This is a genomic window from Agrobacterium sp. S7/73 (assembly GCF_019355535.1).
Lineage (GTDB): Bacteria > Pseudomonadota > Alphaproteobacteria > Rhizobiales > Rhizobiaceae > Agrobacterium > Agrobacterium tumefaciens.
The window spans coordinates 14,091-29,749 of the sequence record NZ_CP072138.1 but is presented as its reverse complement, the minus strand read 5'-3'; the positions used below and the strand labels follow the sequence as shown (position 1 = coordinate 29,749).

The following is a 15,659-nucleotide window of genomic DNA, read 5'->3' as shown; positions in this document are numbered from 1 at the left end:
AACAGAAACCATCGCGATTGCCGCCAAGGCTCTAATCGCAGCCGCGATTGGAGGCCTTGTATGTCGCGGTAACGTCGACAAAAATAACCTGCCGGCGATAGCAAGGCAGGCGTCACAAGACGCGAGCTATGGCGCGACTACAGTTCCGTTGTCTGCTGCCGCAATCCAACTTTGCAAGTTACCTGATTTCCGTTCCGATGTGATGAAGTCATTCACGTACTGGAGACGCCGGTCGTTGTCGCTCGGGACGACGATAGCCTGAGGCACTCCCGTGATGCTTCCCGGAATGACCCCTAAGCTTTTGTCCTCCTCGCCAATCCGTTTAAGCCGAACAATATTTGCCGCAAAGCCGTCGACTTCGCCCTCCCGCAAAAGCTCGGCTGCCTCTTTAGCGGATGCACCGTTTATGGCAATCAAGGTGACATTCGAATAATTCCACTCCAGATAATTGGCTATGGAGTCACCTTTGGTTACGCCGATTTTTATCCCAGGCTTCTTTAGATCATCGATCGACGCGATTTTCGATGACGGACTGACGACTAAGCTCTGTGGGTTTCGAAGGTAAATCTCGGACAAGCGAACCTTTCCCTCCCTCGTGGGATCTGGCGCCAGAAAGCTGATGTCGGCCTCGCCGCTGGCCACTGCGTCGATCACATCGGGAATGCCCTGTAATCCTTGTAGGTTCACAGGAACATCCGCCGCCTCGCCCATCGCCCGCGCTATGTCAGCTGCGACCCCCTTGACCTCGCCAGTGGACGGATATTTCACCGCCTGCACCGGGTTGCCATCAAGATAAACGGCCCGCAAGGTCCCGGTGGGCGCGAGTACCATATTCTCAGCCACAGCCGTGGTGGCTACAGCAAAAAAAAGCGAACGAAAGCAGAGATTTGACCTTCATGGGAGTTTTCCTGTTGGTGCTGAAATTACAGGAACCTTCATGCTATCTTCGTGGACGTCAAATCACCGATTTGTCATTTCATTGTTAAGTCGTGGTGCTAGGCGGCAAACGGACAAGGACAGGCGGCGTACGCGACCGCATGTCCTCCGAGCAAACCTCACAGCCGTTTACATTGCCCGGCACTCAAAGTTCTCAGCCTTGGCGCTATCACCAGAAGCAACGTAATGTGGGTGTTGTGGTATTCACATAGCGGGCGGCTATCACCCACCTCGAATGTTTTTCGGGTTCAATTCAACGGCAGTCATTTTACCTGGCTCGCGGCCTTGCACCAGCCAATCCTCTAGCGCCTGCAACGCGTCAAATTTTGTTGGCGTGCCAGTTCCATAATGTGAACCACCTGGCACCCGGCAAGTCCTCAGGTCGATTGTTCGAGCACTAGGCTCTATCCCCCTCCTTCGGCGTCAACCCAGAAAGTACACTTTGTGCGGAACGTATCGCTTCCAGTGCGGCGGGAAATCCGCAATAGACCGCCGAATGAGTAATCGCCTCCCGAATCTCTACCTCCGTCAGGCCGTTACTGATGCCGCCGCGAATGTGGACCATCAACTCAGCCTGCCGATTCAGCGCGATCAATATTCCAATGGTTAGCAATGATCGCGACCGGCGATCAAGATGCTCGTCTCTTCCCCAAACTTGGCCCCAGGCAAAGGATGTCATTAGTTCCTGGAGAGGTTTACTGAACTCGTCGGCCTCCATAAGGGACTTCTGCACTCTGGCCTCCCCCACAACCTCTCGGCGCATTTTCAGACCCAACTCGAAATTTTTGTCAGTCATCAGTTTATCTTTCTCGCGCCCTGTTCGACAAAGATCGCAATAATACAATTTATTTGATATTAGCAAACAATGAATAGATGGCGCAATCTGCGCGCAGTCGTGGAGCCGGTCCGGGAAAGAGAATACATGTGCCAATAAAGTGCCGCTGCTAAGTCGCCCTGCGTTAGCGTCCCGAGGATGTTATTGTGAAGCGCGCCCATTGCTGCACAACCGTACGGCCTCGGGTATCATCTGCGTATGGTTATTCGCGCACCAAGTTCACCCATGGCTGCTTGAGACAAGAAGATTTGAATTCGCAAAGATGATAAGAATTCGCTATTGACTAATAGATTTGCGATTGTAGTATCGACTTGTCAGTCGCCAACCTATGCCAACGGGCGGCTAAAAGCTGGCACTTGGAGGAGATGCAGCATGAATACGACCGCTATCCCGCCTTCCAGCGCGGGGGTGGATACACTTGCTCGCCTGGTGGCGATCGAAGATATCCGTCAGTTGAAATCACGTTATTTCTCTGCCGTGGACACAAAGGACTGGCAGGCAATTGCACGGATTTTTACCGAGGACGCGAAGGTCGATTTCAGTGGAGAGTGCCAATATCACGTCGGCCACCATGGTGTAACCGATGAGAGTATCAATCCAGCCGATTGGGTTGTTATTGGCGGAAAAGCAACTGCCGAAGTTATCGAAGGCGCCGTTGGCGGTATCATTGCCGTCCATCAAGGCCACGACCCGCAAATCCAAATCGATACTGTCGAAACGGCGAGTGGCCGATGGACACTCTATGATCGCCTGGATTACGGGCCGGAGGTGATGCATGGCTATGGTCACTACGACGAAAAGTATCGTCTCGTGGACGGCGAATGGAGGATCGCGGCGCTCACGCTGACTCGAATTTGCGTGGCTTGGGAGACCAGATAATTCCGGGGTGGAGGCCCCGTTTACCGTTAAGTCGGGAGGAGAAAGACTTATGGAAAGAAATCGGAAACGCTCAATCGCATTGCAGCTAGGATTTTTAACAACTTCGATGTTGGGGGTGCTGACGGTCACGGGAACAGCACATGCCGAACTGCCTAAATCAGGCGCTATTGTCATGTTCGGTCAGTCTAGGGAGAACCCTTATTTCGGCCAGAACGCCGTTGCGGTTCAAGATATCGCGAAAAAGCAGGGCTGGACGTTCACCTACGTCGAAGCCTCGTCTCAGGAGCAGCAAGACTCCGCTATCCAACAAATGCTCTCGACGGGCGACAAGCCAATCGGCGTTGTGCTAAACCCGGTATCGGGTGCGGCCGCTGTAGCTTCGGAGATGGCCCTGAAAGACGCGGGCATTCCTGTGGTAATCCTCAACCAAGTTCCGGCCCCCGAGCAAGCTGATCTCTTTGTCGCCTATGGTGGCGTTAACGACTACCTGAGCGGCCAGAACGCCGCCCAGCTTTTGATCGCAGGTGCAAAGAAGGCTGGCGTTGAACTTGGCAACGGCTTGATCGTCAACACCGTCGCAGGCCACACGGCCGCCCAGCAACGAGTAGCTGGTTTTAAGGACGAGATGAAGAAGGCGTTCCCATCTAGTTCAGAAGTGCTTGCTGATGTGCACTCGGGTGGCTACCTCGAAAACGAGGGCTACAGTATCGGCTCTCAAATCATTCCCGCAAATAAAGGCAAGTTCAACTGGGTCTACGGTGTAAACGATGCTCTTGCTTATGGTGCTGTGCGAGCGGCTAAGGAAAGCGGCATTCAACCTGGTAAAGACGTGCTGTTCGTCGGCGGGACTTGCATGAACTCCACTACGAACGCGGCAGTGAAGAAAGGTGAGCTTGTCGGGACATCCGTTCAATCCCCGTACATCGAGGGCGCGGCTGCCATGTATGCCCTCGTAGCGTACCTCAACACGGGCAAGGTGACAGACGGCGAACAGAACCTTTCGCCGGATACCCCGTTGTCGATAGATGCACCGCCACACAAGTGGAACTACATGCCGAACACCATGCTGGACGGCTCGGAGAAGTCTTACGCCGAGACCAAGATCTGGGGCAAGACGGCTCAGGAACTCTGCAACTACAACTAGTTGACTGACAAAGTATGGGGTGGAGCAACCGTTTCAGTGCGGGTGCTTCACCTACACAATCCAGGAAAAGACTATGGTTGCGAACAATGTAGCCGAGGACCATCTCGTTCTCGAACTGACAGGTATTGCCAAATCGTTTGGTGCTGTGAAGGCACTGAACGGCGTCGACTTCCAGCTTCGTCGTGGGGAGGTCATGGCCCTTCTTGGCGAGAATGGCGCCGGCAAAAGCACCCTTGTCAAAGTGCTCGGCGGCTTGCATACGCCGGATGCCGGTTCGATAAAGATTGACGGGAAGAGCTTTCCAATCGGGAGTGCTAAACTCTCGCACGCAGCTGGCATCGCAGTTGCAGAGCAGGAGCTTAGCGTCATCGGTCCACTGAGTGCAGCCGAGAACATCTTCCTTGGGGGTGTAAAGGTCGGCGGCCTATGGACGAAAGCACGTCTTGCCGAGCGTGCCAGAAGCTATCTTGAAGCGGTGGGTCTCGACTATCTGGACCCGTCGATCCCCGTCGAAAGGCTTTCGGTCGCGGAACGACAGCTTATCGAAATCGCAAGGCTTCTCGCAACAGATGCCCGTATCCTCATCCTCGATGAGCCGACAGCCGCTCTCAATGACTCTGATATCGAGCGGATAAAGCAAATGGTCCTTCGGCTCGCCAAGTCAGGCCGCAGCATCATCTACGTTACTCATCGTCTGGGTGAAGTTTTCGAGATCGCCGATCGGATTATCACACTTCGAAGCGGCCAAAGCTTCCCGCCAGTGAATGTATCTGACACGACCCTTGAAAAGGTCATTGAAGGGATCGTCGGCCGACCACTTGAGGAGATGTTTCCGCCCCGATCCGCTGGATTTGGTGAAACACTTCTGAAAATGGAGGGCGTCACATCGACCTCCCTTAAGAAGCCACAGTCGTTGAAGGTTCGAGCTGGCGAGATCGTTGGGATCGCTGGTCAGGTCGGCTCAGGATCGGAAGCACTGCTTAGAGCGATAGTTGGGGCAGACGTCGTCGAGACCGGCAAGATCAGCGTTGGCGAAATAACGCTTCCCCCTGCTCACGGTCTTGCCAAGGCGATAAGCGAAGGCATTGGTTACTGTTCAAGCGACCGAAAGCTTGATGGCATCTTCGCGGAGCTTCCGGTTTCTACCAATCTGGCCTCGTGCTCGATGCGGAAAGTTTCGCCAGGCGGCCTGTTTAGCCGCGGTCGCGTGCGCAACATGGCCAATGCGATCTGCCGTCATATGGCGGTTGATGTCAAACGTGCGGAATACAAGGTCGGTGCGCTCAGCGGCGGCAACCAGCAAAAGATCGCTTTAGGCAAGTGGCTAGGCATTCAACCGCGGGTTCTTCTGGTTTCAGAGCCAACCCGAGGTGTCGACGTCGGGGCCAGAGCCGAGATCTATCGTCATCTACGTAAGCTTGCAGATGGAGGCATGGCCATCGTCTTTGCGTCGTCCGACATCGACGAGGTGCAAGGTCTCGCGGACACAGTCATCCCGATGTATCGGGGTCAACAAGTCCGAACAGTCTCTGCCTCGCAGACGAACAGCCAAGAACTAATCCGCGACATCACGCATCCTTTGGAGGAGTTGGCGCAGTGAACACCTCGATCAGTGAAATAGGCATCACCGGCGAGAGCAACCTCCGCCGATTGTTTCGCTATGCCGGGCTCGGTGCAGCATTTGTTGCGCTGATAGCCGCTGGCGGTTTCTATAACCCCGCTTTCCTTAGCCCCCAAAATGGCCTTGTCATTCTACGTGCGGCTGCGATGTCCGGAATGGTAGCCATGGGGGCTACGTTCATAACCCTGTCAGGTCGTTTTTTCTCGCTGGCTCTGGGCCAGTCGGCGATGTTTTCGGGCGTCTGCCTAGCCGTGATGATGTCGTACGGCATTCCCTTCCCGGTCGCGCTGGTTACCACCCTGACCATTGCTGTACTTTTGGGCTTTCTACAAGGCGGTGTTATCTCCATGGGCGCCAACCCTATCATCACGACCCTTGGGGCCGGGGCCCTAATGGCCGGTCTCGCAGGCCTGATTACAGGTGGCAAAAACATACCGATTGAGAGCGCGGCGGTCGAATGGATTGGCAACGGCCGCATTGTAGGAATCCCAACGCAGACCGTGGCATTCCTCCTTTCCGTAGCGGTTGCTTGGTTCGTCGTCAGCAAGACCAGGTTCGGGCGGGAAACAATCCTTCTGGGTGCCAACCAGGCGACGGCGCATTCGTCGGGTATCTCGGTCCCGCGTGTGACGATCTCGGTCTTTATTATCGCGACGGTCGCGGCAGCGGTCATGGGGATATTCGAGGCGGCCCAATTCAGCAAGGCACGCGTAATGGGCTTCAGTTCAGTCGACTTCGACGTTGTTGCTGCCGTGCTGATCGCAGGTACAGCTATTCAGGGCGGACGCGGATCGCCGCTTCAAACCGCCATCGGAGCGATCTTCATTGCGACACTGCAGAATTACATGTTGCTCCTCGCCTTGCCGTCCGGGGTTCGAATGGGCGTCACCGGGGCGTTTATCCTCTTGATCGTCGTTGGCTTTCACATCGCTAGCCGCAGGAAGGGATAGTCGCAATGAGCAAGTTTTTTGCAATGCCCAGCTTTAAGCGTATCGTGTTGATATGCGCCCTCTTTGCCGCCTTCTCGGTCGCGTCTCCGAACTTCGCGTCTGCTGGTAATGTCTACTCACTGTTAGAGGCGTCTGCGATCCTTGGTATCGTAGCAGCGGGACTAGGCGTGACGATGTTAGCTGGCGAGTTCGACCTCTCTATCGGCTCAATTGCAGCATGTGCGGGTCTCATCGCAATCATGATGTCAAATCATGGCATCGTTACAGCCGTAGTTTGCGCGGTGATACCCGCATTGATCTACGGAATTGCTCAAGGCTTCGCCATTGCCCGGCTGCAGATCTCTTCACTCGTATTTACACTCGGAACCTTCATCGGCATGCGGGGCGTTGCGTACATCGTTTCAAATGAGAAAACACTGACGCTCGCAATGACGAACCTCAAGCTCGCATCGATGTTGCGAGAGCGGATTCTCATCTTTTCACCATTCAGCATTCTGATGATTGCTGTCTTGATAGCGGTTGGGTTGTTCCTGCGTTACACCCGTTACGGGCGAGAAATCTACGCCATTGGTGGTGCTCGCAAAGAGTCGCAAGCCGCTGGTGTCCCGCAGACGAGGCCCCTCGCAATTGCCTTTGCGTGCTCGGCTTCTCTCGCAGCGTTGGCCGGTGCCTTGGCAGCTCTGCGCGGAGGCAGTGCAACGCCTGGCAGTCATGAGACACTACTGCTCTCTGCCGTAGCGGCGGCATTGATTGGCGGCGTAAGCGTCTACGGCGGACGTGGAAACATGTTGGGCGTCTTCCTTGGTGTTCTGACGCTTCAAATCCTCTTGAGTGGCCTCCAGATGCTCGGCACCCCCAACTGGACCGCGAATCTTGCTACAGGGATTGTCCTGCTTGCGTTCCTGACAGTCGATTTGACAAACGGGAAGACCCCTATCGCAACCGGCCTGCACCGCCTGAAGATCCGTCGGAATTCACGCATTTCGCCGGCTGGTTCAGCTGAGGCCTGATCGCAACTCGTTCAAATTTAAACTTAGAATTCAGGAGTAAACAATGACCGAAAAGGGTCAGGATCAGGTCGCCTCATCAGGGAAACTGACAGGACGTACCGCCGTCGTCACTGGAGCGGGCTCGGGTATCGGCCGGGCAACGGCCCACCGTTTTGCCAAAGAAGGCGCGAGGGTAGCTGTTTGGGACGTTATCAAAGAGCGTGTCGAACAGACGGTGTCCGAAATTCGCGGGTTCGGCGGAGACGCCCAGGGTTTCGTCGTCGACGTGTCCAATTCCGAAAGCATAGCAGCTGCAACATCGGCAACGATCGCAGCGCTGGGTCCGGTGCGCGTTCTATCGAACAACGCGGCGATCCTAGACGATTACGCTGATGCTCTGAAAACTGATGTGGCGCTTTGGGACCGGGTCATAGGCGTCAATCTCAAAGGAATGTGGTTGGTATCGAGGGCCCTTCTCCCGTCGATGATTGGAGCGGGGGGCGGCGCGATTGTCAACGTCGCCTCTATATCCGCCTTCATCGCTGGCGGAGGCGGTATTGCCTATACGACGGCCAAGCACGGCGTCGTGGGCTTTACACGACAGCTCGCATACGACTTTGCTCATCAAGGTATCCGGGTCAATGCCGTAGCGCCCGGAGCCGTTGAGACAGGGATGACTGCCAATATCCTTAGTAATGAAGACCTGCCGGTTGTTCAGGCGCTCCGCGCTGCACCGGCTGGTCGCCACGCGCAACCTGACGAACTCGCAAACGTAATTCTTTTCCTCGCAAGCGAAGAAGCGAGCTTCGTCCATGGGGCGGTCTACGTAGCCGACGGGGGGTGGACCATAAAGTGAGACTAAGGGCCTGCGGGCTTCTTTCCTGAGGAAGACAGAAGCACGCACAAGCAAGGACGGAGGAGATATTCGTGGACGTGAATGGGAAGGTGGTTTTGATCAGTGGCGCTGGCCAAGGGATGGGTGCAGACGAAGCTGTTGCCTTTGCATCTGCAGGTGCCAAGGTTGTGTTGGCTGACGTCCTTGACGACAAAGTTCGACAGCTTGCGAGAGAAATAGGCGATAGTAATGCACTTGCCATTCATTTGGATGTCCGCAGCACCCACGAATGGAAAGTCGCGGTAGAGGCCGCGACCGAACGCTTCGGCCGCGTTGATGTGTTGATCAACAACGCAGGAATTCTCCGCTTCACCTCGGTCGAAGAATGCTCCGACGAGGAATGGGAGCTTGTAACTTCGATCAATCTCAGCGGCCCATTCAAGGGAATCCGCGCTGTTGTACCGGCTATGAAAGCATCGGGCGGTGGTTCGATTATCAACATTTCCTCGACTGCAGGCCTAAAAGCCTTTGGCACGGTCCCGGCTTACGTTACATCCAAATTCGGCGTGCGAGGGCTCACCAAGGCGGCCGCCCTTGACCTCGCGAAATTCAACATTCGCGTAAATTCGATTCATCCCGGCAACATCCAGACGCCGATGATCGACGGGCTCTACCAAGAGTACAAGCACGTACCCATGAACCGTTGCGGCCGCCCCAGTGAAATCAGCAAGTTGGCTCTGTTCCTTGCCAGCGACGCAAGCTCTTTCAGCACCGGTGCGGAATTTGTCGCTGACGGTGGCGAAACAGCGGGCCTGCCCGCTCTTTTCTGACTTCTTGGCTGCGGCCTGGGTCGAAGCAAGCCAACTGCTTTCGTCTCCGAACGACGAACGGATGGTCGAATTGATGAGAGTAACGAAACGCACGGTCGTTTTGTCGTCTCATGCAACTGGAGTCGCCTCACAAAAACAAGGCGAGCAACTTGGAGGATAAAATGTACGAGAAGCTACTTTCGCCCGCAAAGTTCGGGAAGTGGGAACTATCCAATCACATCGTGATGCCACCTCTAACTCGCAATCGTGCAGAGGCTGACTGGAGCCCGAATGATCGCGCCCCAGAATATTATGGGCAGCGCAACACCGCAGGTCTCGTGATCTGCGAAGCCACTCAAGTAAGTCCGGACGCGACTGGCTATCCCCGCACACCTGGCATCTGGACTGAGAAGCAGACCGCCAAGTGGAAAGAAGTCGTTGATAACATCCACAATGGTGGCGCGAAGGCTGTTATCCAGCTCTGGCACTGCGGTCGGATCGCCCATCCGGACAACCAGCCGCCCGGCTGCTTCCCCATGGGGCCATCCGCTGTGCAACCGAAGCCGCTCATCTATACGGACACCGCCAAGGGGCTCGTTGAGAACCCGATGCCGCGCGAGATGACAGAGGCAGATATTCTTGGCGTAATCGAATCCTATCGTTCTGCTTGCGTGAATGCGAAGGCAGCAGGTTTCGATGGTGTCGAACTCCATGGCGCAAACGGCTATCTCGTCGATCAATTTGCCTCGACAAACAGCAATCAGCGTAACGACGCTTGGGGTGGTACGCTTGAGAAGCGCCTTCGATTTATGGAGGAAGTTCTCAAGGCAATGATCAGCGTTTACGGTAAGGACTACGTTGGCGTACGGCTCTCGCCTTACAGCACCTTCAACGACATTGACGATGAGAATCCGAATGCAAAATACGAGGGCATGCTTGCGGTGGCTCAAAAGCTAGGGATTGGCTACGTCCACGTTATCCGTCCGGTCGTCAGTGGCAATATTGAACTTGAAGCAAGCTCGCGTGATGCAGAGGTCATCGAGACTGCCCGTCGCATCTACAAAGGGCCGCTCATCGGTGCCGCTGGGTTCACGCCTGAGTCAGCTGAAAAGGCTCTGCAAAGAGGCGATGTAGACCTGGTCGCTTTTGGTCGCCCCTATGTTGGTAACCCGGACCTAGTTCGTCGCGTACGGGAAGGCCTTCCGATCGTCAGTAGCAATGAGGCTTCGTGGTATACGCCGGGCTTGGAAGGATACACGGATTACCCACCGGCAGCCTAACTGTGGTGGAGCTGCGTTGGGAAACCGAAGGTTCCCTGACGCGGCATGCTGCTACTTCAAAAGCAAAGACGCTCTCTGCCGCGCACGCTGGTGACGCACGCCTAATAAAGCAAGTGGTCTCTGGCCACGCTATTCCCTGCTTCATTCAATGAAAGGACTACGAAATGTCGGAACAACCCAATATCGCCGAGCAGCTACAGAGGCTCATTGATATCGAGGAAATCAGATCACTTCGAACCCGCTACAGCCATGTGCTGGACAGCGGAAAAGTTGAGGGTTTCCATGATGTATTTACGGATGACGCTGTTGTCGCTGTCACTGTAGGTAAGATGGAAGGCATCGAGGCGATTAAAATGGGGCTCGGAGAGGCTTACGAAACGTTCGACTACCGCAAGGCCCGCAACTATCCGTTCATGCACGCCGTGACTAATCATTCAGTTTCGATCACGTCGACAGTTGAGGCCGAGGGTTTCTGCTACCTCCTAGATTGGGTTACCGGGCGAGAGGCTGGACACCCAGTCCTCCTTCTCGGCTTGTACGCTGACAAATACAGGCGAGAAAACGGGAAATGGAAAATTTATCACACGAAACTTGATGTCGTTTGGCAGCACGAAGACTTGGGGCCACTCAGCCGCTAGTCCGTCATCCCTCATAGCTGCGCAGCAAAGAGCTGCGCGGCTTAGAAGTCTTTCGCGTTCTGACTCATCTGAGACCTTTCACCGGGTTCGACCTACAGGCTTTCATTTGCGGTGATGCGTACTCTCCAGTCATCTTCGAAAGATACGTTTGAGCGAGATATGCTTGTGTGCTGACAGAGTCGCTTTGAACGGCGCTCTCGTTTCTTTCGTATCGATGAAGTCTGAGCATTGAACGTCGCAGAAGACGCTTCACGCCAACCGGCCCCATATCAGACTACGCAGTGACAAATTCTTGCGGCGTAACAGGGCGAGGATTTGCCCTGCCCGTGGTCGGTGGTTCTTATTCCTTGAAGTTGCCCTCAGCTCAGCCCCTTCATCGAAGGGCTTCAAAGCACATCGCAATGCCCATCCCGCCTCCGATGCACAAAGTGGCTAGTCCCTTCTTTGCGCCACGCCGACTCATTTCGAAGAGGAGCGTGTTTGCTATTCTGGCTCCTGAAGCTCCGATCGGGTGACCGATAGCGATTGCGCCGCCGTTCACGTTCACGATTGCTGGGTCCCAGCCAAGTTCCTTCCCTACCGCGCAAGCCTGAGCAGCGAAGGCTTCGTTTGCCTCAATGAGATCGAGGTCGGCGATACGCCAGCCTGCTTTCTCAAGCGCCTTTCTCGACGCGGGAGCAGGTCCGATGCCCATCACCGAAGGATCGACGCCTACGGTTGCCCAAGAGGCAATCCGCGCAAGTGGCGTAAGGCCTCTGCGAGCAGCTTCAGCCTCGGTCATCAGCACGAGAGCTGCTGCACCGTCATTAAGTCCCGAAGCGTTTGCAGCTGTGACTGTTCCTTCTTTATCGAAAGCAGGTCTGAGTTTACTAACGCTTTCCAAGGTGGCGCCATGGCGAATGTATTCGTCGCTGTCGACGATGGTGTCGCCTTTTCGGTTGGGCACGACAACCGGAACGATCTCGTCTTTGAAGCGGCCCGCCGTCTGGGCAGCCTCTGCCTTTTTCTGAGATGAAACCGCGAACTCGTCTTGAGCCGACCGCGAGATATCGAACTGTTTGGCGATGTTTTCGGCAGTTATACCCATGTGATAGAAGTTGAAGGCGTCCGTGAGACCGTCTTTGATCATTGTGTCAATGAGCCTCAAGTCACCCATTTTTGCCCCCGCCCGAAGGTGAGCGACATGCGGTGCAAGTGACATCGATTCCTGTCCGCCAGCGATGACAATAGACGCGTCACCCGTTATGATTTGCTGCATACCCAAGCCTACTGAGCGAAGCCCGGAGCCACAAACCTGATTTACACTCAAGGCCGTTGCTTCTTTGGGGATTCCGGCCTTAATCGCAGCCTGGCGCACAGGGTTCTGTCCTTCGCCAGCTTGAAGCACTTGTCCAAAGATAATTTCGTTAACTTCGGCAGCATCGATTCTGGAGCGCTCGATTGCCGCCTTAATCACCGTTGCACCTAGTTCATGAGCAGGCATGTTCGCGAAAGCACCGTTGAACGCACCAACGGCGGTGCGGGCCGCGCTCGCAATAACGATTGATGGAGTGGTCATGGGTTCTCCTGTTTGCAGATTGTCGGCCTGTCGAACCGGTTGTCGTCAGGCCGTTTCGGTGTTTGCCACGTCGGGATGAGCGGCTCTGAATGCCTCCAGTTCCAGCAAACGGGCGTTGATTTGGGTGGTCAGAGGATACGCCGATAAGTTAACCCCCCAACGAGCTGCATTGTAGATCTGGGGAACGAGGCAGATATCCGCGATTGTTACAGAATCCCCACCACAATAGAGGGTCGGCGGGGCTTGCTCCAACATCCCTTCAAAGCCACCCAGCCCCAGCGAGATGAAGTGTTTCATCCAATCCGTTGTTGCAATTGCCGAATTGGAACGCTCGTTTGCAAATTTGGCGACGCGCTGATTGCACACGGGAGCGATGTCCATGGCAATTGCATGCGCAAGCGCCCTGACCCTTGCACGGGCTTCAGTAGCCTCTGGAAGGAGGCTCAGTTTTCTTGTCTCATCAAGATATTCGACTATGGAAAGCGACTGGGTTAGCAGGAGCCCGTCGATCTCAAGTGAGGGAACAAGACCCAGCGGGCTCCTCGATAAGTTGTCACTGCTGACTTGCTCGCCGCCTAGCAAGTCGACTTTCGTCGTCGAGTAGGAAATGCCTGCAAGGGCAAGCGCAATCCTGACTCGATATGTAGATGATGATCTCCAGTAACCGTAGAGCCGGACTTCCGCGGTCATGACCACCTCCCTTTTTTGATGGCGCGACATTTAGCTTGACATAGTTACGCTTTCAACTATCCCTAACAAATAAATTCGCTATTATCAAATTCATTTGTTTGTAAGCGCTGGCCCGGTCCTCAGCATTTGCGAACGATAAGGCGACCGGATGCCGTCGGGGGCTATCCCCAACCGGCGGCTCGGAAAGGACGTTGCGGAAGTCGGTGCTATTGCCTGCTTCCAATGTAAAAAAGGGAGGAGGCAAGAATGCCCTTACTTCGGTCTTGGGTGGATAGTGCTAATTCTGCGACATGCGCGTTTCCGCTCAATAACTTGCCATGCGGCGTATTTTCGACAGATACGAATTTGGCGCATTGCGGCGTCGCGATTGGCGACAAGGTTCTCGACGTCACCACATTGGAGGAGGCTGGTCTTCTCAAGCTTGGGAAACCGGCTTTCGAAAAGCCTTCCTTCAACGCACTGATGGCCTTGGGTCCCGACAGCTGGCGGAATTTTCGCCAGCTTTTGGTTGAGTTGCTGCTTGATGGATCTCGTTGGCAAGCAGCTGTTGCTCCGCACCTGCACGATCTAAAAGACGCGAAGCTGCATCTCCCCTTTGAGGTCACGGAGTACACCGACTTCTATGCTGGACGAAATCATGCCTTCAACGTCGGCACGATGTTTCGCGGCCCGGAAAACGCGCTTCCGCCGAACTGGCTTCACATCCCCATTGGCTATAATGGGCGGGCCTCCTCGGTCGTGGTATCGGGCACAGAGGTTCGTCGCCCATGGGGGCAAGTCAAGGGTCCTAATGATCTCCAGCCGCGGTTCGCTCCGTCGAGCCGATTTGATATCGAGCTTGAACTTGGAGCGATCGTCGGAACACCTTCAACCTACGACGAGCCCGTTTCCGTCGAGCAGGCCGACGCGATGATCTTTGGCTATGTCTTGCTCAACGATTGGTCTGCGCGAGACATTCAAGCGTGGGAATACCAGCCACTCGGTCCCTTCCAGTCCAAGGCAACCGCGACGACGATTTCGCCATGGATTGTGATGAAGGCCGCCCTGGAGCCATTCCGCGTCTCGACGCCGGAACGAGAAGTTCCACTGCTGCCGTATCTAAACGAGCCGCGCCCCCTGCTGTACGACATTTCGCTTGAGGTCGGGCTTCGGCCGAAAGACGGAAATGAGACAATCATCTCTACTACAAATTACCAGGAGATGTACTACTCCGCAGCTCAACAGCTTGCCCACCACACGACGTCCGGCTGTTCGATGCGGACTGGCGATCTCCTTGGCTCGGGCACCATTTCTGGTCCGACCAAGGAAAGCCGCGGCAGCCTCCTGGAATTAAGTTGGGGAGGCAAAGAGCCGTTTGAGCTGCTCGACGGCGCGACGAGGTCATTCATCGAGGATTACGACACGTTGACACTTCGTGGATCGTCGCAGGGCGATGGCTACACCATTGGCTTCGGCGAATGCGTCGGCACCGTAATCCCGGCACGCACCAATCCCTACTCTTCTTGAAAGGAACCCCCAATGGCTAAGGCATTTGCGTCGCAAGGCGACATGACTGAGAAGAAGATCAGCTTCACTGAGATTGGTGAAGGCCTGTATGCGTTCACGGCGGAGGGTGACCCAAACTCCGGTGTCATCATTGGTGACGATAGCGTGATGATCGTTGAGGCCCAGGCAACGCCCCGTCTCGCGCAGAAGGTGATTGATTGTGTTCGAACCGTCACGGATAAGCCGATCAGCCACGTGGTTCTTACGCACTACCATGCCGTCCGCGTTCTGGGTGCGTCGGCTTTCAAAGCGCCCCAGGTCATTATGAGCGAAAAGACCCGCTCGATGGTTGTTGAACGCGGTCAGGAAGATTGGGATAGCGAATTCCAGCGTTTCCCGCGTCTTTTTGAAGGGCACGAAAGTATTCCTGGTCTGACGTGGCCGACAACTACCTTCAACGGCAAGATGACTGTTTTCCTTGGAAATCGTCGTGTCGACATCATGCAGCTCGGCCGCGCTCACACTGCAGGTGATACGGTCATTCACGTCCCGGACGAAGATGTAATGTTCACAGGCGACATCGTCGAAGCCCATTCGGCTTGCTACTGCGGCGACGGACACTTCGGAGATTGGAGCGGCACGCTTGAAGCAATTCGTGACTTCAACCTTCATGCGATTGCGCCGGGCCGTGGCGATGCGCTGATCGGTCATGAGGCTGTGAACGGAGCAATTGACCGGACGAAGGACTTTATTGAGTCCACCTACCACCCCGCCAAGCGCGTGGCCGCACGCAATGGAACCCTGAAGGACGCCTGGAACGCAATCCGCGAGGCTTGCGATCCGAAGTTCAAGGACTACGCGATCTATGAACATTGCCTGCCCTTCAACGTATCTCGTGCTTACGACGAAGCTCGGGGCATCGATACTCCGCGGGTTTGGACCGCACAGCGGGACATGGAGATGTGGGAGGCCCTCCAGGGCTGAGGTTCGGCGATCGGAGGAGGACTGAT

Annotated in this window: 15 protein-coding genes; 11 read left to right on the top strand and 4 right to left on the bottom strand. The window is 55.3% G+C overall.

From position 1 onward, the window contains the following. Nucleotides 1-126: 126 nt before the first annotated feature. Together J5276_RS24620 and J5276_RS24615 are read right to left on the bottom strand one after the other, a co-directional pair. Nucleotides 127-831, bottom strand: a complete 705-nt coding sequence (locus J5276_RS24620) for a transporter substrate-binding domain-containing protein (protein ID WP_209160307.1) — start codon at nt 829-831, stop codon at nt 127-129. Nucleotides 832-1,333: 502 nt separating this feature from the next. Further along, a complete protein-coding gene (locus tag J5276_RS24615) occupies nt 1,334-1,732 on the bottom strand; it encodes a carboxymuconolactone decarboxylase family protein (RefSeq protein ID WP_209160305.1) in 399 nt (132 codons plus the stop codon). Between the two features lie 411 nt (nt 1,733-2,143). Here J5276_RS24615 and J5276_RS24610 point away from each other — a divergent pair, with 411 nt between their 5' ends. The 9 genes from J5276_RS24610 to J5276_RS24570 all read left to right on the top strand — a co-directional run bounded on the left by J5276_RS24610 (nt 2,144) and on the right by J5276_RS24570 (nt 10,916). Next, nucleotides 2,144-2,650, top strand: coding sequence for a nuclear transport factor 2 family protein (locus tag J5276_RS24610; RefSeq protein WP_209160303.1), 507 nt, complete (start codon nt 2,144-2,146; stop codon nt 2,648-2,650). Between the two features lie 49 nt (nt 2,651-2,699). After that, entirely contained in the window at nt 2,700-3,794 is a 1,095-nt protein-coding gene (locus J5276_RS24605; RefSeq protein ID WP_209160302.1) for a sugar ABC transporter substrate-binding protein, read from the top strand. Between the two features lie 193 nt (nt 3,795-3,987). Further along, nucleotides 3,988-5,394: a sugar ABC transporter ATP-binding protein gene (locus J5276_RS24600; protein WP_255610395.1), complete on the top strand. Its 1,407-nt coding sequence runs from the start codon at nt 3,988-3,990 to the stop codon at nt 5,392-5,394. Continuing rightward, complete coding sequence (locus tag J5276_RS24595; protein WP_209160297.1) at nt 5,391-6,365, top strand: ABC transporter permease; 975 nt, start codon at nt 5,391-5,393, stop codon at nt 6,363-6,365. Before J5276_RS24600 ends, J5276_RS24595 begins: the two co-directional genes overlap by 4 nt. 5 nt (nt 6,366-6,370) lie before the next feature. Then, a complete protein-coding gene (locus tag J5276_RS24590; protein WP_209160295.1) occupies nt 6,371-7,375 on the top strand; it encodes an ABC transporter permease in 1,005 nt (334 codons plus the stop codon). Nucleotides 7,376-7,418: 43 nt separating this feature from the next. Further along, nucleotides 7,419-8,210, top strand: coding sequence for an SDR family NAD(P)-dependent oxidoreductase (locus J5276_RS24585; RefSeq protein WP_209160294.1), 792 nt, complete (start codon nt 7,419-7,421; stop codon nt 8,208-8,210). A 71-nt stretch (nt 8,211-8,281) separates the two neighbouring features. After that, the gene (locus tag J5276_RS24580) at nt 8,282-9,019 is read left to right on the top strand and encodes a glucose 1-dehydrogenase (RefSeq protein ID WP_209160292.1); all 738 of its coding nucleotides are present in this window, start codon (nt 8,282-8,284) and stop codon (nt 9,017-9,019) included. A gap of 161 nt (nt 9,020-9,180) precedes the next feature. Beyond that, the gene (locus tag J5276_RS24575) at nt 9,181-10,278 is read left to right on the top strand and encodes an alkene reductase (RefSeq protein WP_209160290.1); all 1,098 of its coding nucleotides are present in this window, start codon (nt 9,181-9,183) and stop codon (nt 10,276-10,278) included. A 164-nt stretch (nt 10,279-10,442) separates the two neighbouring features. Beyond that, entirely contained in the window at nt 10,443-10,916 is a 474-nt protein-coding gene (locus J5276_RS24570) for a nuclear transport factor 2 family protein (protein WP_209160288.1), read from the top strand. Nucleotides 10,917-11,289: 373 nt separating this feature from the next. On the opposite strand, the gene J5276_RS24565 is transcribed toward J5276_RS24570, so the two are convergent. Both J5276_RS24565 and maiA read right to left on the bottom strand, forming a co-directional pair. Further along, nucleotides 11,290-12,474, bottom strand: coding sequence for an acetyl-CoA C-acetyltransferase (locus J5276_RS24565; RefSeq protein WP_209160286.1), 1,185 nt, complete (start codon nt 12,472-12,474; stop codon nt 11,290-11,292). A 45-nt stretch (nt 12,475-12,519) separates the two neighbouring features. Continuing rightward, nucleotides 12,520-13,164 carry a maleylacetoacetate isomerase gene (gene maiA, locus J5276_RS24560; RefSeq protein WP_209160284.1) on the bottom strand — a complete coding sequence of 215 codons (645 nt, stop codon included), beginning with the start codon at nt 13,162-13,164 and terminating at the stop codon, nt 12,520-12,522. A gap of 246 nt (nt 13,165-13,410) precedes the next feature. Between maiA and fahA the strand changes: the two genes are divergently transcribed. Together fahA and J5276_RS24550 are read left to right on the top strand one after the other, a co-directional pair. Beyond that, the gene (fahA, locus tag J5276_RS24555) at nt 13,411-14,670 is read left to right on the top strand and encodes a fumarylacetoacetase (protein ID WP_209160282.1); all 1,260 of its coding nucleotides are present in this window, start codon (nt 13,411-13,413) and stop codon (nt 14,668-14,670) included. Between the two features lie 12 nt (nt 14,671-14,682). Then, nucleotides 14,683-15,633: an MBL fold metallo-hydrolase gene (locus J5276_RS24550; protein WP_209160280.1), complete on the top strand. Its 951-nt coding sequence runs from the start codon at nt 14,683-14,685 to the stop codon at nt 15,631-15,633. Nucleotides 15,634-15,659 lie beyond the last annotated feature (26 nt).

Bases quoted from the DNA above. Each gene is read 5' to 3' on its own strand.
- J5276_RS24570 (WP_209160288.1), top strand. From the start codon at position 10,443: ATGTCGGAACAACCCAATATCGCCGAGCAGCTACAGAGGCTCATTGAT.
- J5276_RS24550 (WP_209160280.1), top strand. From the start codon at position 14,683: ATGGCTAAGGCATTTGCGTCGCAAGGCGACATGACTGAGAAGAAGATC.
- J5276_RS24575 (WP_209160290.1), top strand. From the start codon at position 9,181: ATGTACGAGAAGCTACTTTCGCCCGCAAAGTTCGGGAAGTGGGAACTA.
- J5276_RS24565 (WP_209160286.1), bottom strand. From the start codon at position 12,474: ATGACCACTCCATCAATCGTTATTGCGAGCGCGGCCCGCACCGCCGTT.
- J5276_RS24610 (WP_209160303.1), top strand. From the start codon at position 2,144: ATGAATACGACCGCTATCCCGCCTTCCAGCGCGGGGGTGGATACACTT.
- J5276_RS24590 (WP_209160295.1), top strand. From the start codon at position 6,371: ATGAGCAAGTTTTTTGCAATGCCCAGCTTTAAGCGTATCGTGTTGATA.
- J5276_RS24585 (WP_209160294.1), top strand. From the start codon at position 7,419: ATGACCGAAAAGGGTCAGGATCAGGTCGCCTCATCAGGGAAACTGACA.
- J5276_RS24620 (WP_209160307.1), bottom strand. From the start codon at position 831: ATGGTACTCGCGCCCACCGGGACCTTGCGGGCCGTTTATCTTGATGGC.
- fahA (WP_209160282.1), top strand. From the start codon at position 13,411: ATGCCCTTACTTCGGTCTTGGGTGGATAGTGCTAATTCTGCGACATGC.
- maiA (WP_209160284.1), bottom strand. From the start codon at position 13,164: ATGACCGCGGAAGTCCGGCTCTACGGTTACTGGAGATCATCATCTACA.
- J5276_RS24615 (WP_209160305.1), bottom strand. From the start codon at position 1,732: ATGACTGACAAAAATTTCGAGTTGGGTCTGAAAATGCGCCGAGAGGTT.
- J5276_RS24600 (WP_255610395.1), top strand. From the start codon at position 3,988: ATGGCCCTTCTTGGCGAGAATGGCGCCGGCAAAAGCACCCTTGTCAAA.
- J5276_RS24605 (WP_209160302.1), top strand. From the start codon at position 2,700: ATGGAAAGAAATCGGAAACGCTCAATCGCATTGCAGCTAGGATTTTTA.